The sequence below is a fragment of the Vibrio sp. 10N.286.46.A8 genome (genome assembly GCF_041470165.1).
Taxonomy (GTDB): Bacteria; Pseudomonadota; Gammaproteobacteria; order Enterobacterales; family Vibrionaceae; genus Vibrio; species Vibrio tasmaniensis_A.
This window is the reverse complement of sequence record NZ_JBFRLX010000163.1, coordinates 1-16,602: the sequence shown is the minus strand read 5'-3', so window position 1 is coordinate 16,602 and position 16,602 is coordinate 1. Positions and strand designations below refer to the sequence as shown.

Genomic DNA, 16,602 nt, shown 5'->3' with positions numbered 1-16,602 from the left:
ATGGTGAGATCAATACCATCGAAGGTAACCGTCAGTGGGCTAAAGCTCGTGCCTATAAATTCTCTTCACCACTGCTGCCCGATTTACAAACGGCCGCACCCTTTGTGAATGAGACAGGCTCAGATTCATCAAGCCTAGATAACATGCTCGATCTATTCCTTGCCGGTGGTATGGATGTGTTCCGAGCGATGCGTATGCTTGTGCCGCCCGCTTGGCAAAACCACCCAGATATGGACCCAGAGCTTCGTGCCTTTTACGATTTCAACTCAAAACACATGGAACCGTGGGATGGCCCTGCCGGTATCGTACTGTCTGACGGCCGTTATGCTGCATGTAACCTCGACAGAAACGGCTTACGCCCTGCTCGCTATGTGATCACAAAAGACAACCTAATCACCTTGGCATCTGAAGTCGGTATCTGGAATTATGCGCCAGACGAAGTGGCAGAGAAAGGACGTGTTGGCCCTGGTGAATTACTCGTTATTGATACGCGTCGCGGTAAGCTATGGCAGTCGAACGAGATCGACAATGATCTTAAAGGCCGTCACCCATATAAAGAGTGGATGGATAAGAACGTTCACAAATTAACACCGTTTTCCGCACTAGCAGATGACCAAGTCGGTAAGCGTAATTTTGATGATGACACCCTAAAGACCTATCAAAAACAGTTTGCAATGAGCAACGAAGAGTCAGACCAAGTACTGCGTGTACTCGGTGACATGGGACAAGAAGCGGTCGGTTCTATGGGCGACGATACGCCAATGGCAGTGCTGTCTTCTAAAGAGCGCCTAATCACCGACTATTTCCGTCAGAAGTTTGCTCAAGTCACCAACCCACCGATTGATCCTTTGCGTGAAAAACACGTTATGTCTCTGGCAACCAGTATCGGCCAAGAGATGAATGTGTTCTGTGAAACCGATGGGCATGCTTACCGTGTGACGTTTGATTCACCCGTTCTGCTTTATTCTGATATGCAGCAACTTCTGCAATTAAATCAAAAGCATTATGGCCATACGATTCTTAGCATGCACTATGACCCAGCAGAAAAAGATCTCGAACAAGCCATCAATGACTTGTGTGATCGTGCGGTTCAAGATGTACGTGACGGCGCCGTTTTGGTTGTGCTTTCAGACAAAGGTTTAGAGAAAGGTAAGCTACCCGTTCCAGCAGCTATGGCTGTCGGTGCGGTGCAAACTCGACTCGCAGACACCAACCTACGTTGTGATGCTAACATCGTGGTTGAAACAGCAACTGCACGCGACCCACATCAATTTGCCGTACTGCTTGGCTTCGGCGCAACCGCGGTTTACCCGTATCTCGCTTATGAAGCTCTGGGCAAAATGTTGGACGATGGTTCATTAGATAAAGACTATCGCACTGCATTACAAAATTACCAAAACGGCATCAACAAAGGCCTGTATAAGATCATGTCGAAGATGGGTATCTCGACGATTGCTTCGTATCGCTGCTCGCAGTTATTTGAGGCGGTCGGTTTGCATACCGATGTCGTTGATTTGTGTTTCCGTGGCGTAACGACTCGTATCCAAGGCGCTAGCTTTAGCGACTTCCAACAAGATATCTATAATCTATCTGGCAAAGCATGGACTAAGCGTAAACCACTGGAACATGGTGGCTTACTCAAATACGTACATGGCGGCGAATACCACGCGTACAACCCAGACGTAGTCAGCACCTTACAAACCGCAGTAAAGACAGGTGAAACATCGGATTATCAATCTTTTGCGAAGCAAGTTAATGCTCGTCCTGCTGCTATGCTGCGCGACTTAATGAGCCTCAAAAAAGCCGATCAACCTCTACCTCTAGAACAAGTCGAGCCAAGTAGCGATCTCTTTAAGCGCTTCGACTCTGCGGCAATGTCGATTGGTGCCTTGAGCCCAGAAGCTCATGAAGCATTAGCAATGGCGATGAACCGCTTAGGTGGTTATTCTAACTCTGGTGAAGGCGGTGAAGATCCACGACGCTTTGGGACAGATCGTAACTCGCGTATCAAACAGATAGCATCCGGTCGTTTTGGTGTGACGCCACATTACTTAACCAATGCGGATGTTCTACAAATCAAAGTCGCACAAGGTGCGAAACCAGGAGAAGGCGGTCAACTACCGGGTCATAAAGTCACGGCAGAAATCGCTAAGCTGAGATACTCAGTTCAAGGCGTGACTCTGATCTCTCCTCCTCCACATCACGATATTTATTCTATCGAAGATCTGGCGCAGCTGATTTTCGACCTTAAGCAAGTTAACCCTAAAGCCTTGGTTTCAGTAAAGTTAGTCTCTGAACCGGGTGTAGGCACCATTGCCACAGGTGTAGCGAAAGCTTATGCCGACTTGATTACGATCTCCGGTTACGACGGTGGTACCGCGGCAAGCCCGCTGACTTCAGTGAAATACGCAGGTTGTCCTTGGGAGCTTGGCTTAGCCGAAACTCAACAAGCACTCGTCGCCAACGGACTTCGTCATAAGATCCGCCTGCAAGTCGATGGTGGTCTGAAAACCGGCCTCGATGTTATCAAGGGCGCGATTTTAGGCGCTGAAAGCTTTGGTTTTGGTACTGCACCAATGGTCGCAATGGGTTGTAAGTTCTTAAGAATTTGTCACCTAAATAACTGTGCGACAGGTGTGGCGACTCAAGATGAAACCCTACGCCGCGAATACTTCAAAGGCCTACCAGACATGGTGGTGAACTACTTTACAGGCCTAGCCGATGAAGTTCGCCAGTACCTTGCAGAACTTGGCGTAGAGAAACTTACTGATCTGATTGGTCGTACTGATTTGCTTGAAACCGTTCAAGGCCTCACGGCGAAACAGAGCAAGCTCGATCTCTCTTCGATATTGGAAGCTCCGGTATCTCCAGGAAGTCACCCACTGTTTTGGACAGAGCCAAACGCACCTTTTGATAAGGCTCAGCTCAACCAACAGATCCTTGATGACGCAATTGATGCGATTGAGAAACGTCAACCCACCAGCCTCTACTACAACGTGATCAATACCGATCGCTCGATTGGTGCTCGTATCTCTGGCGCAATTGCCAAACGTTACGGTAACCAAGGTATGTCAGGTTCACCAATTAAGTTGTATCTCGATGGTACCGCAGGCCAATCCTTTGCGGTTTGGAACGCTGGCGGCGTAGAGCTGTATCTGACGGGTGATGCCAATGACTATGTCGGCAAAGGCATGGCTGGCGGCAAAGTAGTGATCAAACCTCACCAAGGCACAGCCTTTACTTGTAACGAAGCGACCATCATAGGCAACACTTGTCTGTATGGCGCAACCGGAGGCAAGCTATTTGCCGCAGGTACTGCGGGCGAGCGATTTGGCGTGCGTAACTCAGGTACCGTTGCTGTGATTGAAGGTGCGGGTGACAACGCCTGTGAATACATGACTGGCGGTATTGTTGCTATTCTTGGCGCAACTGGCGTCAACTTCGGCGCCGGTATGACAGGTGGTTTTGCTTATGTGATGGATAAGAACGAAGACTTCCAAGGCCGTGTGAACAACGAATCAGTCGAAGCTCTTTCTCTGTCTGATCTATTTATCCACCAAGAACATCTACGCGGCCTGATTGCAGAGCACTTAGAAGAGACTGGCTCAGTACACGCTGAAGCTATTCTGGCGAACTTTGATGAATGGATTCCGAAGTTCTACCTAGTGAAGCCAAAGACGGCGGATCTTAACACCTTGCTCGGTCACCAAAGCCGTAGCTCTGCTGAACTTCGTGTTCAAGCGCAATAATTGGAAGGAGCCAATAATGAGCCAGAATGTATACCAATTTATTGATGTGAATCGCGTAGACCCAGCGAAGAAGCCAATCAAGATACGTAAAATTGAGTTTGTAGAGATCTACGAACCTTTCACTAAGCAACAAGCCAAAGCGCAAGCTGACCGTTGTTTAGACTGTGGTAACCCTTACTGTGAATGGAAATGTCCAGTTCATAACTACATCCCTCAGTGGCTTAAGCTTGCCAATGAAGGGCGCATTATCGAAGCCGCTGAACTGTCTCACCAAACCAACAGCTTACCTGAGGTGTGTGGACGAGTTTGTCCTCAGGATCGACTGTGCGAAGGATCTTGTACCCTCAATGATGATTTCGGCGCAGTAACCATCGGCAACATTGAAAAATACATCAATGACAAAGCGTTTGAGATGGGCTGGAAACCAGACATGTCTCACGTTGAGTGGACCGACAAAAAGGTCGCTATCATCGGCGCAGGCCCAGCAGGCCTTGCAGCAGCGGATATCTTAGTTCGAAACGGTGTAAAGGCCGTCGTATTTGACCGCTATCCAGAGATCGGAGGCCTGCTGACGTTTGGTATTCCATCGTTCAAACTAGAGAAAGGCATCATGGAAAACCGTCGCCGTATCTTTAGTGGTATGGGTGTCGAATTCAAAATGAATACCGAAGTAGGTAAAGACGTTCAGCTACAACAATTGGTCGATGACTATGATGCCGTTTTCTTAGGCGTCGGTACTTATAAAAACATGCGTGCAGGGTTAGATAATGAAGAAGCACCGGGCGTTTATGATGCCCTACCATTCCTTGTTTCCAATACCTATAAGGTCATGGAGCTGGATAACCCAACGCCATTCATCGACATGAAAGGCAAAGAAGTGGTCGTGCTTGGTGGTGGTGATACTGCGATGGACTGTGTCCGAACATCAATTCGTCAACACGCAGCTAACGTTGTTTGTGCTTACCGCCGAGATGAAGCAAACATGCCAGGCTCTCGTCGTGAGGTGAAGAATGCGCGTGAAGAGGGTGTGAAGTTCAAGTTCAACCTCCAACCTATTGGCTTAGAGCTTAACAGCGCTGGTCATGTGGTTGGCGTTAAATTCGTGAAAACCGCTTTGGGTGAACCTGATGAAGCAGGCCGTCGTCGCCCTGAACCCGTAGAAGGCAGTGAGCATGTTCTTGAGGCTGATGCCGTGATCATGGCATTTGGTTTCCAACCTCATGCAATGGAATGGCTAAAACCATTTGGTGTAGAGCTCGACCAATGGGGGCGCATCAAAGCTCCCGGCAAACAAGAGTTTCAATACCAAACCACCAACAGCAAGATATTTGCCGGTGGCGATGCCGTTCGAGGATCTGATTTAGTGGTGACCGCTATCGATGAAGGCCGTAAAGCCGCAGAAGGGATCTTGGACTACCTAGAAGTGTGATTGGGTTTCCTTTATTACTCAGTTCGTTACTATAAAAAAAGGATCCAATGACGGATCCTTTTTTGAATTAGATACGTTTATCACAAGCATAACGAAAATACGTAAAAAAATCGTAAACAAGCCAATACCGATAACTAGAATTAAAACTAAAACAACGCCATAGGAAACACTATGAAAAAAGCCGCTCTCCTCTCTCTATCTCTTTTGACTTTAACCGCTTGTAGCCAAGGAATCACGGACATGAAAGACAGAACTTCATCACCTTGTGGAGACAAACCAAACTGCGTATCAACTCAAGATGACCGTGAACAGTATACATTGGCCGCGTTTGAGTTATCAGGTTCAGCAAACTTAGATGCGATTGAGCAGGTTGCGCTGACCTTACCAGGAGCGAAAACAGCCAACAAAACCGAAGACTACCTACGTGTTGAATGTACTTCTCGCATCATGCGCTTTGTCGATGATTTAGAGCTTAAGATCACTGATGGCAAACTGATCGTGCGTTCAGAGTCTCGCACTGGCCATTCTGATTTTGGCGTAAACCGAAAACGAGCGGATCAACTTCGTGCTAGCTTGAAAAACGAAGGCTTCATCAAATAGATAAAAGAATACACAGATAAATCGTCTGTATTCGGATGAGAAGTGCTTCTGGGCAGTCGCTCGACACTTCTCTTCCATGCTACAATTTCGCTCTACTGTTTAAATATTATTTATTAAGAGACTACACATGAAAATCGGCATCATTGGCGCAATGGAGCAAGAAGTTGCGATCCTAAAAGCAGCAATTTCAGACATTACTGAAATTAATAAAGGCGGTTGTACCTTTTTCTCTGGTCAGCTAAATGGTGTTGACGTTGTTTTACTTCAATCAGGCATTGGTAAAGTAGCCGCTGCAGTGGGTACTTCAATCCTACTAAGCGAATACCAGCCAGACGTAGTACTAAACACGGGCTCTGCTGGCGGTTTTGATTCAACACTGAACCTTGGCGATGTGGTTATCTCTACTGAAGTTCGTCACCACGATGCTGACGTTACAGCTTTCGGTTACGAAATTGGTCAAATGGCAGGTCAACCAGCAGCGTTCAAAGCGGACGACAAACTGATGGCTGTTGCTGAACAAGCTCTAGCACAAATGGAAGATAAGCACGCTGTTCGTGGCCTTATCTGTACTGGCGACGCGTTTGTTTGCACAGCAGAACGCCAAGCGTTCATCCGCAAGCACTTCCCATCAGTGGTTGCTGTAGAGATGGAAGCATCGGCTATCGCTCAAGCTTGTCACCAATTCCAAGTACCATTCGTGGTTGTTCGTGCAATATCTGACGTTGCAGACAAAGAATCACCAATGAGCTTCGAAGAGTTCCTGCCACTAGCAGCACAAAGCTCTTCTGAGATGGTTATCAAAATGGTTGCCCTACTAAAGTAAACGACTAGACATGCAAACACTGTTTGATCAGGTATTTGCAAATGGCGTGCTCCTTGTAATGTGGGGAGCACTGCTTTTTCATTTAATTTTACCTATCCCCCATGCCGCACATCCCACGACCTTATGGCATAAGTTTGCTGAACTTTTAGCAACCAAGGTTAATAACAATCAAAATTATTCCCAAAGCTTAATCTCAGGCACTTTAGCTTGGGGGTTAATGGTCTTGCCGGCTCTGGTTATCCTATTGGCGCTGCAGCCACTGGTTTGGCAATCACAACTGTTTGAATTAGCGCTGTTGTTACTCGCTATTGATTGGCGTAACAATGAAAAGTTGGCAAATCAGTTGATCAGAGCACTTGGCCGAGAAGATAAAGCCGCGGCTCGCCAGTTATTGGCTCCGATTGTTAACCGTCAAACTGAATCACTGTCATCACTTGGGCTTGGCAAAGCCGCTGCTGAAACTATCATCATGGGTTACGCTCGTAATGTGGTTTGTGTTTTATTCTGGTACGCCATTGGTGGTGGAATTGCAGCTTTAATGTATCGCCTGATTGTCGAATTAGCGCGAGCGTGGTCACCAAGCCGTAAGCAGTTCTCTCCATTTGGATCAACGGCAATCAAGATCGTCGCTATCTTAGAATTTATACCGATGCGATTGTTTGCCTTAATGATTGTATGTGGTGATAAAGCGTCTCACACATTCAAGATGATGCTCGTTCAGAGTCGATCTTGGCCATTGCCCGGCCCAGCATGGTTGATTACTGCTGTCGGCAACAAGCTTGAGCTGTCACTGGGCGGCCCTGCGATTTACGACAACACCAAAGCTATTCGAGCAAAATTAGGCGGCAGAATCGCCCCTTCAGCCCTGCACTTGTCTCAAGTTCAAAAACTGCTGTTTGGTCGCATCGCTATCTGGATATTTTTACAAAGCCTAATCTTACTATTTGTTCACCAAGGGATTTAGAGTGAAACCATCAGCACTTGTTACAAGCCTTACTATTTTATTTTCCAGCTTATGGCTGCCTTTGTCATTTGCAGAAGAAACACTACTGACTTCAGAAAAAGTTCAACCAGCTCAACGTGTGGTTAGCCTTGCTCCTCATGCCACTGAACTCGCATACAGCGCTGGTTTAGGTGATAAGCTTGTTGCGGTGAGTGAGCGAAGTGATTATCCACTACAAGCTGACAAACTAGAGAAAGTGGCAAATTACCAAGGCATCAAGGTTGAGAAGATCATCGCCCTGCAACCTGATCTCATTCTCGCATGGCCAGCTGGAAACCCGCCCAGAGAACTCGCGAAACTGGAGCAATTTGGTTTTAATATTTATTACTCAAAAACCAAGAGCCTAGATAACATCGCGACCAATATTGAGCAACTTAGCCAATTCGCAAGCGATCCAAGTATTGGCGAAAATAACGCTCAACAATACAGAGAGCAGCTCAACGCGTTGAGACTAAAATACAAAGATGCCGAGCCAGTAAACTACTTCTACCAACTCAGTGAGAAGCCGATCATCACTGTTGCTCAAGGGCACTGGCCAAGTGAGGTGTTTGAGTTTTGTGGTGGCCACAATATTTTCGAAGACAGTGCTTCCCCTTACCCGCAAGTTGGCATTGAACAAGTTGTGTTAAGGAAGCCGCAAGTGATCTTCACTTCTCAGCACGCGATTGAGAATGGAACCATGTGGCAAACTTGGGAAGATGAGATCCCGGCAGTTGCTCAAAATCAGATTTGGTCACTTAATTCTGACTGGATTAATCGCCCGACAACAAGAACTTTGAAAGCAATCCAACAAGTGTGCGATTTCTTCGATAGAGCTAGGCAAAATCACTAACTATTTGCAGCATTTTTTCGTACAATTCGCCACCGACCTGTCCCTACAATTTTAACTATAAGAGCACCAGTATCATGGACTCCATGCTGCTTTATATTATCGATTTATTTGGCACCGCCATCTTTGCCGTCTCAGGCGTATTTGTCGCTGGCCGTCTTAAGATGGATCCCTTTGGCGTAGCCGTTCTAGGCAGTGTAACCGCGATTGGCGGCGGTACTATTCGTGACATGGCATTGGGCGCGACACCTGTGTTTTGGATCACTGATACCACATACCTTTGGGTTATCATCACCACCTGTTTGCTGACCATGATTATAGTAAGACGTCCAAAGCGTCTGGCTTGGTGGATATTGCCAGTATGTGATGCGATCGGCTTAGCGGTGTTTGTTGGTATTGGTGTAGAAAAAGCACTAATTTATCAAGACTCGGCATTAGTGGCCATTATCATGGGTGTTATCACAGGCTGTGGTGGCGGTATTATCCGTGACGTACTTGCTCGTGAAGTCCCAATGATCCTAAGAAGTGAAGTCTACGCAACTGCTTGTATCATTGGCGGCGCTTTCCATACCATGGCAATTACCATGGGGCACGACTCAGAAACTGCCTTTTTGGCTGGCGTGTTCACGACACTATTGATTAGGCTTGGCGCTATTCGCTGGCACTTGTCATTACCGACTTTTGCTATCAAATAGATAGGACGATGACTAAGAGGCTCCGCAAAGGAGTCTTTTTTAATTCGCTTTAAAAGTACTTATCCCCTCTATTTCCATTATTCAAAGATCCCCTCCTTTCCTAACACTCTAGTTAGCTCATTAACTCATTAACTCATTCATCACTAGGTTAGTAATGTTTTTTGTTTACTTATCTAATTCACAGGCTATATTAATAAACAAATAACTTTATAAATTGATTTATTTACTAACATTGGCAAAAGGGAGTTCAAGATGAGTATCAATAAAGTAGGCATTGTTTTCTTCTCTAAGAATGGAGCGACTAAGCAAGTCGCTGAGACAATCGCTGAAGGCATTAACACTCAACAATCTAACTCAGCACTGCTCATCGAGGTGCTCTCTTCTGAAATAGTCGAAGGAAGATATGACAATGACGATAAGCTCAGCGCATTAGACAACTGTGACGCCATTATCTTTGGCTCCCCGACTTATATGGGCTCACCAGCCGCTCAATTTAAGAGCTTCATGGATGCGAGCAGTGATAGCAACTGTAAGAAGGCATGGCGAAATAAGCTCGCTGCAGGTTTCACCACTGGTGGTAGCCTCAACGGTGAGCAGCAGCAAACCTTGTTAAGTTTTTTCACTCTGGCTTGTCAGCATGGCATGATTTGGGCAGGGCTTGATATCTCAAAGCATATTGATGATTTAGGTTTGAATCGCACGGGTTCTAGTATTGGTTTGGTCGCCAGTGATGATCAGACGGCTGAGAGCACGAATAGTCACATTAACAGTAATGATCTTAAAACCGCTTTCTATTTTGGCCAACGCATAGCGAGCCTAGTTAAAAGAACCTAGCTTACTTAATATCTATGAGCTCAGACTAGAGAATGAATGGCGTTTAAGGTAACTTGGTTCAATCATTCCCAACTTTCATGAATATCACTCAATGTTACTCGAAGGAATCGAAACTCTATTGGTGCTGAGTAAAGCAAAAACCATGAGCCGCACAGGCAGTTTGCTTTATATCAGCCAATCAGCGGTCAGCAAACGGATTGCGAATTTAGAAAAGAAGCTAGGTAAAAAGCTCATCGAGCCGAGTGGCCGACAGATAAAACTGACGCCGGATGCGATTGCATTAATCGAGAGCATAGGCCCTACATTCAATGAACTTAGAGGGCTTATTTATGAACAGCAAGAGTTGGAAGATACCACTCTCATTACTTTAGATAGCTCTAAGTCTCTGATAGCGGGTTATTTAGGTGAGATGATGGGCCAATTTATCCAGCAAGATAAATACATCACCATCACCACTAACCATACACCAAGAATTATCGAGCGAGTGCAGTCTGGTAAGGCGACCTTGGGGTTGTGTGCTGGCTTACTGCCGCCGCATCATGGATTGATGACCTTCCATCTATTTGATGAGCCGTTTTACATAGTGAGTAAGTCGCCGCTAACGGAGCTTCCTCCATTGGTGATTACCAACGATATGACCAACCCTGCCAACTCTTATCAGCTCTCAGTGTTAGAAAAGTTTGGTATTAAACCCTTGATGGAGATGGATGCCTATACCGCAGCAGCCCAGCTAGCGCTAGGAGGAACGGGGCCGGCTTTGATCCCGCTTTCTATCGTAAAAACACTCAACATTAAGCCTCAATACCTGTTTAGCTTTCCCGAATTGCAAGGATTGATTAGACCGATTCATATCTGTGTGAGACCAAATAGCTATCAGTCCCCACGAGTTAAAATACTGATAGAATCCATTGTTGATGCTGTTCCCAAAGCAGTTTAGACGCCATTAACATCGACATCACGATCACAAGAGGGCGAATCCATTTCTGCCCTTTTGTTACCACTACTTTAGCGCCAAGTTGAGCGCCCATAAAACCACCAACTGCCATCACTAATCCTAATTCCCAAATTGGCAAGCCAGCTAAAATAAAGAAGATCAATGCGGCTATATTCGATGTGAAGTTAAGTATCTTAGTACGTGCCGTTGCATCCACTAAAGAGAAATGGCCGATAGCGACAAAACAGACCGTGAAAATAGAACCCGTTCCTGGGCCAAAGAAGCCATCGTAGAAACCAACACCGCCACCAATGCACAAAGCAAACACGGCTTCAGACATCTTTTGCTTACCTTCAGACGCTCTGGTTTGGGGTGCTAATAGGAAATAGAGAGAGATGGCGATAAGCAGTAAGGGGATCATGCTCGTCAATAAGCTCGCATCAATATGCTGCACTAACTCAGCACCAATCGCAGAACCGATAAAGGTACAGAGAATGGCAAGACGCATCTCTTTTATGTTCACGATACCATTGCGTACGAAATACCAACTGGCGGAGAAGCTGCCAAAAGAACTTTGAAGTTTATTGGTGGCCAATGCCTGCGTTGGTGGTACTCCTGCCGCTAGCAATGCTGGTAGAGTCAATAATCCACCGCCGCCAGCCATTGCATCAATAAAGCCTGCTGCCGTTGCAACAACAAACAAGATAGCCAATATTTCTAGAGTGATTTCCATATACCCAACGCCTTAAATTCTCGTGAAGCGACAACTTACCACCGAGAGCAAACAATCAACAACGAAACACAAGATTGTAACCTATTCCAAATTTTCATCATTTAACCGACACCAGATAACAGACATAAAAAAGCCCACTCCGAAGAGTGGGCTTTGAGCATTTATATCCGCTTAACAACGATACACGTGAGTCAATTAAGCTTGAGAAGCTTTAACTTGTGCGTGTAGCTCTTGAACTGAAGTTACTGACGTTTTCGCGTCTGCAGTATGCGCCATACAAGTCGCGAATGCAGCGTTTAGCGTAGTCGTGTAGTTCACTTTCTCAGCCAACGCGCCACGACGAAGAACTTTAGAATCTTCAATCGCTTGACGGCCAGCCGCAGTGTTCACGATGTATGTGTACTCGTTGTTCTTGATACGGTCAAGAATGTGAGGACGACCTTCGTGTACCTTGTTTACTAGACGTGGGTTGATACCCGCTTCGCCAAGGATAACTGCAGTACCGTGTGTTGCGTCTAGCTGGTAACCAAGCTTAGATAGCTTAGATGCTAGGTCAACAACGCGCTCTTTGTCGCCTTCGCGAACAGAAAGAAGTGCACGGCCGCCTTCTGGGTAGATGTTGCCACAACCCAATTCAGCTTTAGAGTATGCTTCAGCAAACGTTGCACCAACACCCATAACTTCACCAGTAGAGCGCATTTCTGGGCCTAATAGTGGGTCAACACCAGGGAATTTGTTGAACGGAAGAACAACTTCTTTCACTGAGTAGTATGGTGGGATGATTTCTTTCGTAAAGCCTTGAGACTCTAGCGATTGACCCGCCATAACACGAGCTGCAATCTTAGCGACTGCTGCGCCTGTTGCTTTCGATACGAACGGTACTGTACGTGCTGCACGAGGGTTAACCTCGATTAGGTACACTTCGTTGTTCTTAACAGCAAACTGCGTATTCATTAGACCACGAACACCCAACTCGAACGCTAGCTTTTCAACTTGCTCACGCATTACGTCTTGGATTTCTTGGCTTAGCGTGTAAGCAGGAAGAGAACATGCTGAGTCACCAGAGTGAACACCCGCTTGTTCGATATGCTCCATGATACCCGCAATAACAACGCGCTCACCGTCACAAATCGCATCAACGTCGACTTCAATTGCATCGTCTAGGAAGCTATCAAGTAGTACTGGAGATTCGTTTGAAACACTTACTGCTTCGTTGAAGTAGCGACGTAAATCTTGCTCGTCGTATACGATTTCCATCGCACGACCACCAAGAACATAAGAAGGACGAACAACTAATGGGAAGCCGATTTCGCGAGATTTCTCTACCGCTTGCTCCATTGTTGTAACTGTCGCGTTTTCTGGTTGTAGAAGACCAAGACGGTCAACAGCAACTTGGAAGCGCTCACGGTCTTCTGCACGGTCGATTGCGTCTGGGCTAGTACCAATGATTGGTACGCCAGCAGCCTCAAGCTCACGAGCCAGTTTCAGTGGTGTTTGACCACCGTATTGAACGATAACGCCTTTTGGCTTCTCAACACGAACGATTGCTAGTACGTCTTCCAGAGTTACTGGTTCAAAGTACAGACGGTCAGACGTATCGTAGTCAGTCGAAACTGTCTCAGGGTTACAGTTAACCATGATTGTTTCGTAGCCATCTTCACGTAGTGCTAGAGATGCATGTACACAACAGTAATCGAATTCAATACCTTGGCCGATACGGTTTGGACCGCCGCCTAAGATCATGATTTTCTCTTTGTCTGTTGGGTTCGATTCACATTCGTCATCGTAAGATGAGTACATGTAAGCCGTATCAGAAGAGAACTCAGCCGCACACGTATCTACGCGCTTGTAGACTGGGTGAATATCGTATTGGTCACGTAGACGACGAATTTCACTTTCAGCCACACCTAGAATCTTAGACAGGCGAGCATCAGCAAAACCTTTACGCTTAAGCTTCATTAGCTCGTCTTTATTCAGACCAGCAAAACCTTTCGCTTTAAGTTCTTGCTCTAGTTTTACGATGTCTTCGATTTGAACTAGGAACCAACGGTCAATTTGCGTTAGGTTGAATACACCATCAACTGACATACCAGCACGGAAAGCATCTGCGATGTACCAAATACGGTCAGAACCAGCTTCTTTAAGCTCATGGCGAATCGTCGTTAGAGCGTCAGGTGCATCTAGGTCGACCATTTCGTCAAAACCAGTTGCGCCAACTTCTAGACCGCGAAGTGCTTTCTGTAGAGATTCTTGTTGGTTACGGCCGATAGCCATAACTTCACCAACCGACTTCATTTGAGTCGTTAGACGGTCGTTAGCACCTGCAAATTTCTCGAAGTTAAAACGAGGAATCTTAGTTACTACGTAGTCGATTGTTGGTTCGAATGATGCTGGCGTTGCGCCGCCAGTGATGTCATTCATTAGCTCGTCTAGCGTAAAGCCAACAGCCAGTTTCGCTGCAATCTTAGCGATTGGGAAACCTGTTGCTTTAGAAGCAAGTGCAGAAGAACGAGATACACGTGGGTTCATCTCGATGATAACCATACGGCCATCTTTCGGGTTGATACCAAACTGTACGTTTGAGCCACCCGTTTCAACACCAATCTCACGCAGTACTGCTAGAGATGCATTACGCATTAGTTGGTATTCTTTGTCTGTCAGCGTTTGTGCTGGAGCTACGGTGATTGAGTCACCAGTGTGAATACCCATTGGGTCAAAGTTTTCAATCGCACATACGATGATGCAGTTATCGTTCTTGTCGCGAACCACTTCCATCTCGTACTCTTTCCAACCGATAAGTGATTCATCGATAAGAAGTTCGTTAGTTGGAGATAGGTCCAAACCACGACGACAGATTTCTTCAAATTCTTCTTTGTTATAAGCGATACCACCGCCTGTACCACCCATCGTAAACGATGGACGAATGATACAAGGGAAACCAACCATTTCTTGAACTTTGTAAGCTTCTTCCATCGTTTTCGCTGTATCAGCCGTTGGACACTCAAGACCAATCGATTTCATTGCTTTATCAAAACGAGAGCGGTCTTCAGCTTTATCGATAGCGTCAGCAGTTGCGCCAATCATCTCTACGCCGAACTCTTCAAGTACACCGTATTTTTCTAAATCTAACGCACAGTTAAGTGCAGTTTGGCCACCCATTGTCGGTAGAACTGCATCTGGCTTCTCTTTAGCGATGATGTTACGAACCACTTCCCATTGGATAGGTTCGATGTAAGTCGCATCAGCCATGTCTGGGTCAGTCATGATTGTCGCTGGGTTCGAGTTTACAAGAATAACTCGGTAACCTTCTTCGCGAAGTGCTTTACAAGCTTGAGCACCAGAGTAATCAAACTCACATGCTTGACCGATAACAATCGGACCAGCACCTAGAATTAGAACACTTTTAATGTCAGTACGTTTTGGCATTATCTACTACTCCGGATTACACTGTGTGCTGTTTGATTAGTTCAATAAAGTGGTCGAATAACGGCGCTGCGTCTTCTGGACCTGGGCTTGCTTCTGGGTGACCTTGGAAGCTAAATGCTGGTTTGTCTGTACGGTGGATACCTTGTAGAGAACCATCAAATAGAGACTTATGAGTCGCTCGTAATGTCTCTGGAAGCGTATCTTCGTCAGCAGCAAAGCCGTGGTTTTGTGAAGTAATCATCACAACATCACGTTCTAAATCTTTAACCGGGTGGTTTGCACCGTGGTGACCAAACTTCATTTTCACTGTCTTAGCGCCTGACGCAAGAGCAAGAATCTGGTGACCTAGACAGATACCAAAGATTGGTAAACCTTTTTCTAGGAACACTTTTGTTGCTTCAATTGCGTAAGTACATGGTTCTGGGTCACCAGGGCCATTTGAAAGGAAAACACCGTCTGGGTTCAGAGCAAGTACTTCTTCAGCAGAAGTTTCAGCAGGAACAACCGTTAGGCGGCAGCCGCGGTCAACAAGCATTCGTAAGATGTTTCGTTTTGCACCGAAGTCATAAGCAACAACGTGGTATGGCAATTCAGAGTCTGCTTTCGCTTCAGGAAGTCCACCCGTAAGCGTCCACGAACCTTGTTTCCATTGATACGCTTCTTTTGTTGTAACTTCTTTCGCAAGGTCCATACCTTTCAGGCCAGGGAATTCTTTTGCTTTAGCTAGAGCCAAAGCTTCGTCTAAATTTCCATCATTTACTGAAGAGCCAGCTACGATACAACCGTTCTGTGCGCCTTTTTCACGAAGAATACGCGTCAGCTTACGAGTATCGATATCAGCGATACCAACAACGTTTTGCGACTTAAGGTAATCAGAAAGGGATTGTTCATTACGGAAGTTAGAAGCGATTAGAGGGAGATCGCGAATCACAAGGCCTTGAGCGTGGATTGAAGAAGATTCTTCGTCTTCGGAATTGGTTCCGGTATTGCCAATGTGAGGGTAAGTAAGGGTAACGATTTGTTGAGAATAGGAAGGATCAGTGAGGATTTCTTGGTACCCCGTCATCGAGGTATTAAAAACGACTTCACCAACTGCAGAACCTACAGCGCCAATGGCTTCACCGTGAAATACTGTCCCATCTTCTAGGACGAGTAGTGCTGACTTCTTCAAGACAACCTCCAGAAATAAAAATGCATTAAAATTGATTTAATTTGCAAATCTACCTTCCTGCAACACCAAAAACTGCGTGTTTATGGAAATTAGACAAATTGGCGGTATTTTAGTGATCTGCGTGATACGTGTCAACATTTAACGCAAAAGAAATTAAACATTTGTAATAACTAATTCAATTTCTCCCATCAAAGCTTCAAAAGTTCAACTTTCATACTCAATTAATAGGAATATTACGATTTTCTAATTTCCGCCCGTCATTTTCACCCACCATTAGGTGGCAAAAATATCACCAACAAAACGCAATCGATAAATACAATGAGTAAACACGTAGATTTAAAGCTTTAAATCAAAAATAAGAGTCAAGCGGTGATAA

Annotated in this window: 12 protein-coding genes; 9 read left to right on the top strand and 3 right to left on the bottom strand. The window is 45.8% G+C overall.

What is annotated here, in order from left to right:
* The 9 genes from gltB to AB4232_RS15840 all read left to right on the top strand — a co-directional run.
* A partial coding sequence (gene gltB / locus AB4232_RS15880; RefSeq protein WP_372087497.1) for a glutamate synthase large subunit occupies positions 1 to 3,749 on the top strand: 3,749 nt, incomplete at its 5' end.
* A gap of 16 nt (positions 3,750 to 3,765) precedes the next feature.
* The gene (locus AB4232_RS15875) at positions 3,766 to 5,178 is read left to right on the top strand and encodes an FAD-dependent oxidoreductase (protein WP_372087496.1); all 1,413 of its coding nucleotides are present in this window, start codon (positions 3,766 to 3,768) and stop codon (positions 5,176 to 5,178) included.
* A gap of 171 nt (positions 5,179 to 5,349) precedes the next feature.
* Complete coding sequence (locus tag AB4232_RS15870; protein ID WP_009848400.1) at positions 5,350 to 5,778, top strand: DUF1499 domain-containing protein; 429 nt, start codon at positions 5,350 to 5,352, stop codon at positions 5,776 to 5,778.
* A gap of 127 nt (positions 5,779 to 5,905) precedes the next feature.
* Positions 5,906 to 6,601, top strand: a complete 696-nt coding sequence (gene mtnN / locus AB4232_RS15865) for a 5'-methylthioadenosine/S-adenosylhomocysteine nucleosidase (RefSeq protein WP_009848399.1) — start codon at positions 5,906 to 5,908, stop codon at positions 6,599 to 6,601.
* A gap of 10 nt (positions 6,602 to 6,611) precedes the next feature.
* Positions 6,612 to 7,565 (top strand): cobalamin biosynthesis family protein, encoded by a 954-nt coding sequence (locus AB4232_RS15860; protein WP_372087495.1) that lies wholly within the window; start codon positions 6,612 to 6,614, stop codon positions 7,563 to 7,565.
* A gap of 1 nt (position 7,566) precedes the next feature.
* Positions 7,567 to 8,436: a vitamin B12 ABC transporter substrate-binding protein BtuF gene (btuF, locus tag AB4232_RS15855; RefSeq protein ID WP_012603224.1), complete on the top strand. Its 870-nt coding sequence runs from the start codon at positions 7,567 to 7,569 to the stop codon at positions 8,434 to 8,436.
* A gap of 74 nt (positions 8,437 to 8,510) precedes the next feature.
* Positions 8,511 to 9,128, top strand: a complete 618-nt coding sequence (locus tag AB4232_RS15850; RefSeq protein WP_017100513.1) for a TRIC cation channel family protein — start codon at positions 8,511 to 8,513, stop codon at positions 9,126 to 9,128.
* 252 nt (positions 9,129 to 9,380) lie between these two features.
* Positions 9,381 to 9,962, top strand: coding sequence for a flavodoxin family protein (locus AB4232_RS15845; RefSeq protein ID WP_372087493.1), 582 nt, complete (start codon positions 9,381 to 9,383; stop codon positions 9,960 to 9,962).
* Between the two features lie 91 nt (positions 9,963 to 10,053).
* On the top strand, positions 10,054 to 10,899 hold the full coding sequence (locus AB4232_RS15840; protein WP_102257735.1) for a LysR family transcriptional regulator: 846 nt from the start codon (positions 10,054 to 10,056) through the stop codon (positions 10,897 to 10,899).
* On the opposite strand, the gene AB4232_RS15835 is transcribed toward AB4232_RS15840, so the two are convergent.
* From AB4232_RS15835 to carA, 3 genes are all read right to left on the bottom strand, one after another.
* A complete protein-coding gene (locus AB4232_RS15835; protein WP_372087492.1) occupies positions 10,850 to 11,629 on the bottom strand; it encodes a TSUP family transporter in 780 nt (259 codons plus the stop codon). The two genes, AB4232_RS15840 and AB4232_RS15835, sit on opposite strands and share 50 nt — an antisense overlap.
* A gap of 195 nt (positions 11,630 to 11,824) precedes the next feature.
* Positions 11,825 to 15,055 (bottom strand): carbamoyl-phosphate synthase large subunit, encoded by a 3,231-nt coding sequence (gene carB / locus AB4232_RS15830; protein ID WP_004734974.1) that lies wholly within the window; start codon positions 15,053 to 15,055, stop codon positions 11,825 to 11,827.
* 16 nt (positions 15,056 to 15,071) lie between these two features.
* Positions 15,072 to 16,226: a glutamine-hydrolyzing carbamoyl-phosphate synthase small subunit gene (carA, locus tag AB4232_RS15825; RefSeq protein ID WP_372087491.1), complete on the bottom strand. Its 1,155-nt coding sequence runs from the start codon at positions 16,224 to 16,226 to the stop codon at positions 15,072 to 15,074.
* Between the last annotated feature and the right edge of the window lie 376 nt (positions 16,227 to 16,602).

What these genes read in the sequence shown, in the direction of transcription:
- AB4232_RS15870 (WP_009848400.1), top strand. Translation starts at nt 5,350, where the DNA reads ATGAAAAAAGCCGCTCTCCTCTCTCTATCTCTTTTGACTTTAACCGCT.
- AB4232_RS15850 (WP_017100513.1), top strand. Translation starts at nt 8,511, where the DNA reads ATGGACTCCATGCTGCTTTATATTATCGATTTATTTGGCACCGCCATC.
- mtnN (WP_009848399.1), top strand. Translation starts at nt 5,906, where the DNA reads ATGAAAATCGGCATCATTGGCGCAATGGAGCAAGAAGTTGCGATCCTA.
- carB (WP_004734974.1), bottom strand. Translation starts at nt 15,055, where the DNA reads ATGCCAAAACGTACTGACATTAAAAGTGTTCTAATTCTAGGTGCTGGT.
- AB4232_RS15845 (WP_372087493.1), top strand. Translation starts at nt 9,381, where the DNA reads ATGAGTATCAATAAAGTAGGCATTGTTTTCTTCTCTAAGAATGGAGCG.
- AB4232_RS15835 (WP_372087492.1), bottom strand. Translation starts at nt 11,629, where the DNA reads ATGGAAATCACTCTAGAAATATTGGCTATCTTGTTTGTTGTTGCAACG.
- AB4232_RS15875 (WP_372087496.1), top strand. Translation starts at nt 3,766, where the DNA reads ATGAGCCAGAATGTATACCAATTTATTGATGTGAATCGCGTAGACCCA.
- AB4232_RS15840 (WP_102257735.1), top strand. Translation starts at nt 10,054, where the DNA reads ATGTTACTCGAAGGAATCGAAACTCTATTGGTGCTGAGTAAAGCAAAA.
- AB4232_RS15860 (WP_372087495.1), top strand. Translation starts at nt 6,612, where the DNA reads ATGCAAACACTGTTTGATCAGGTATTTGCAAATGGCGTGCTCCTTGTA.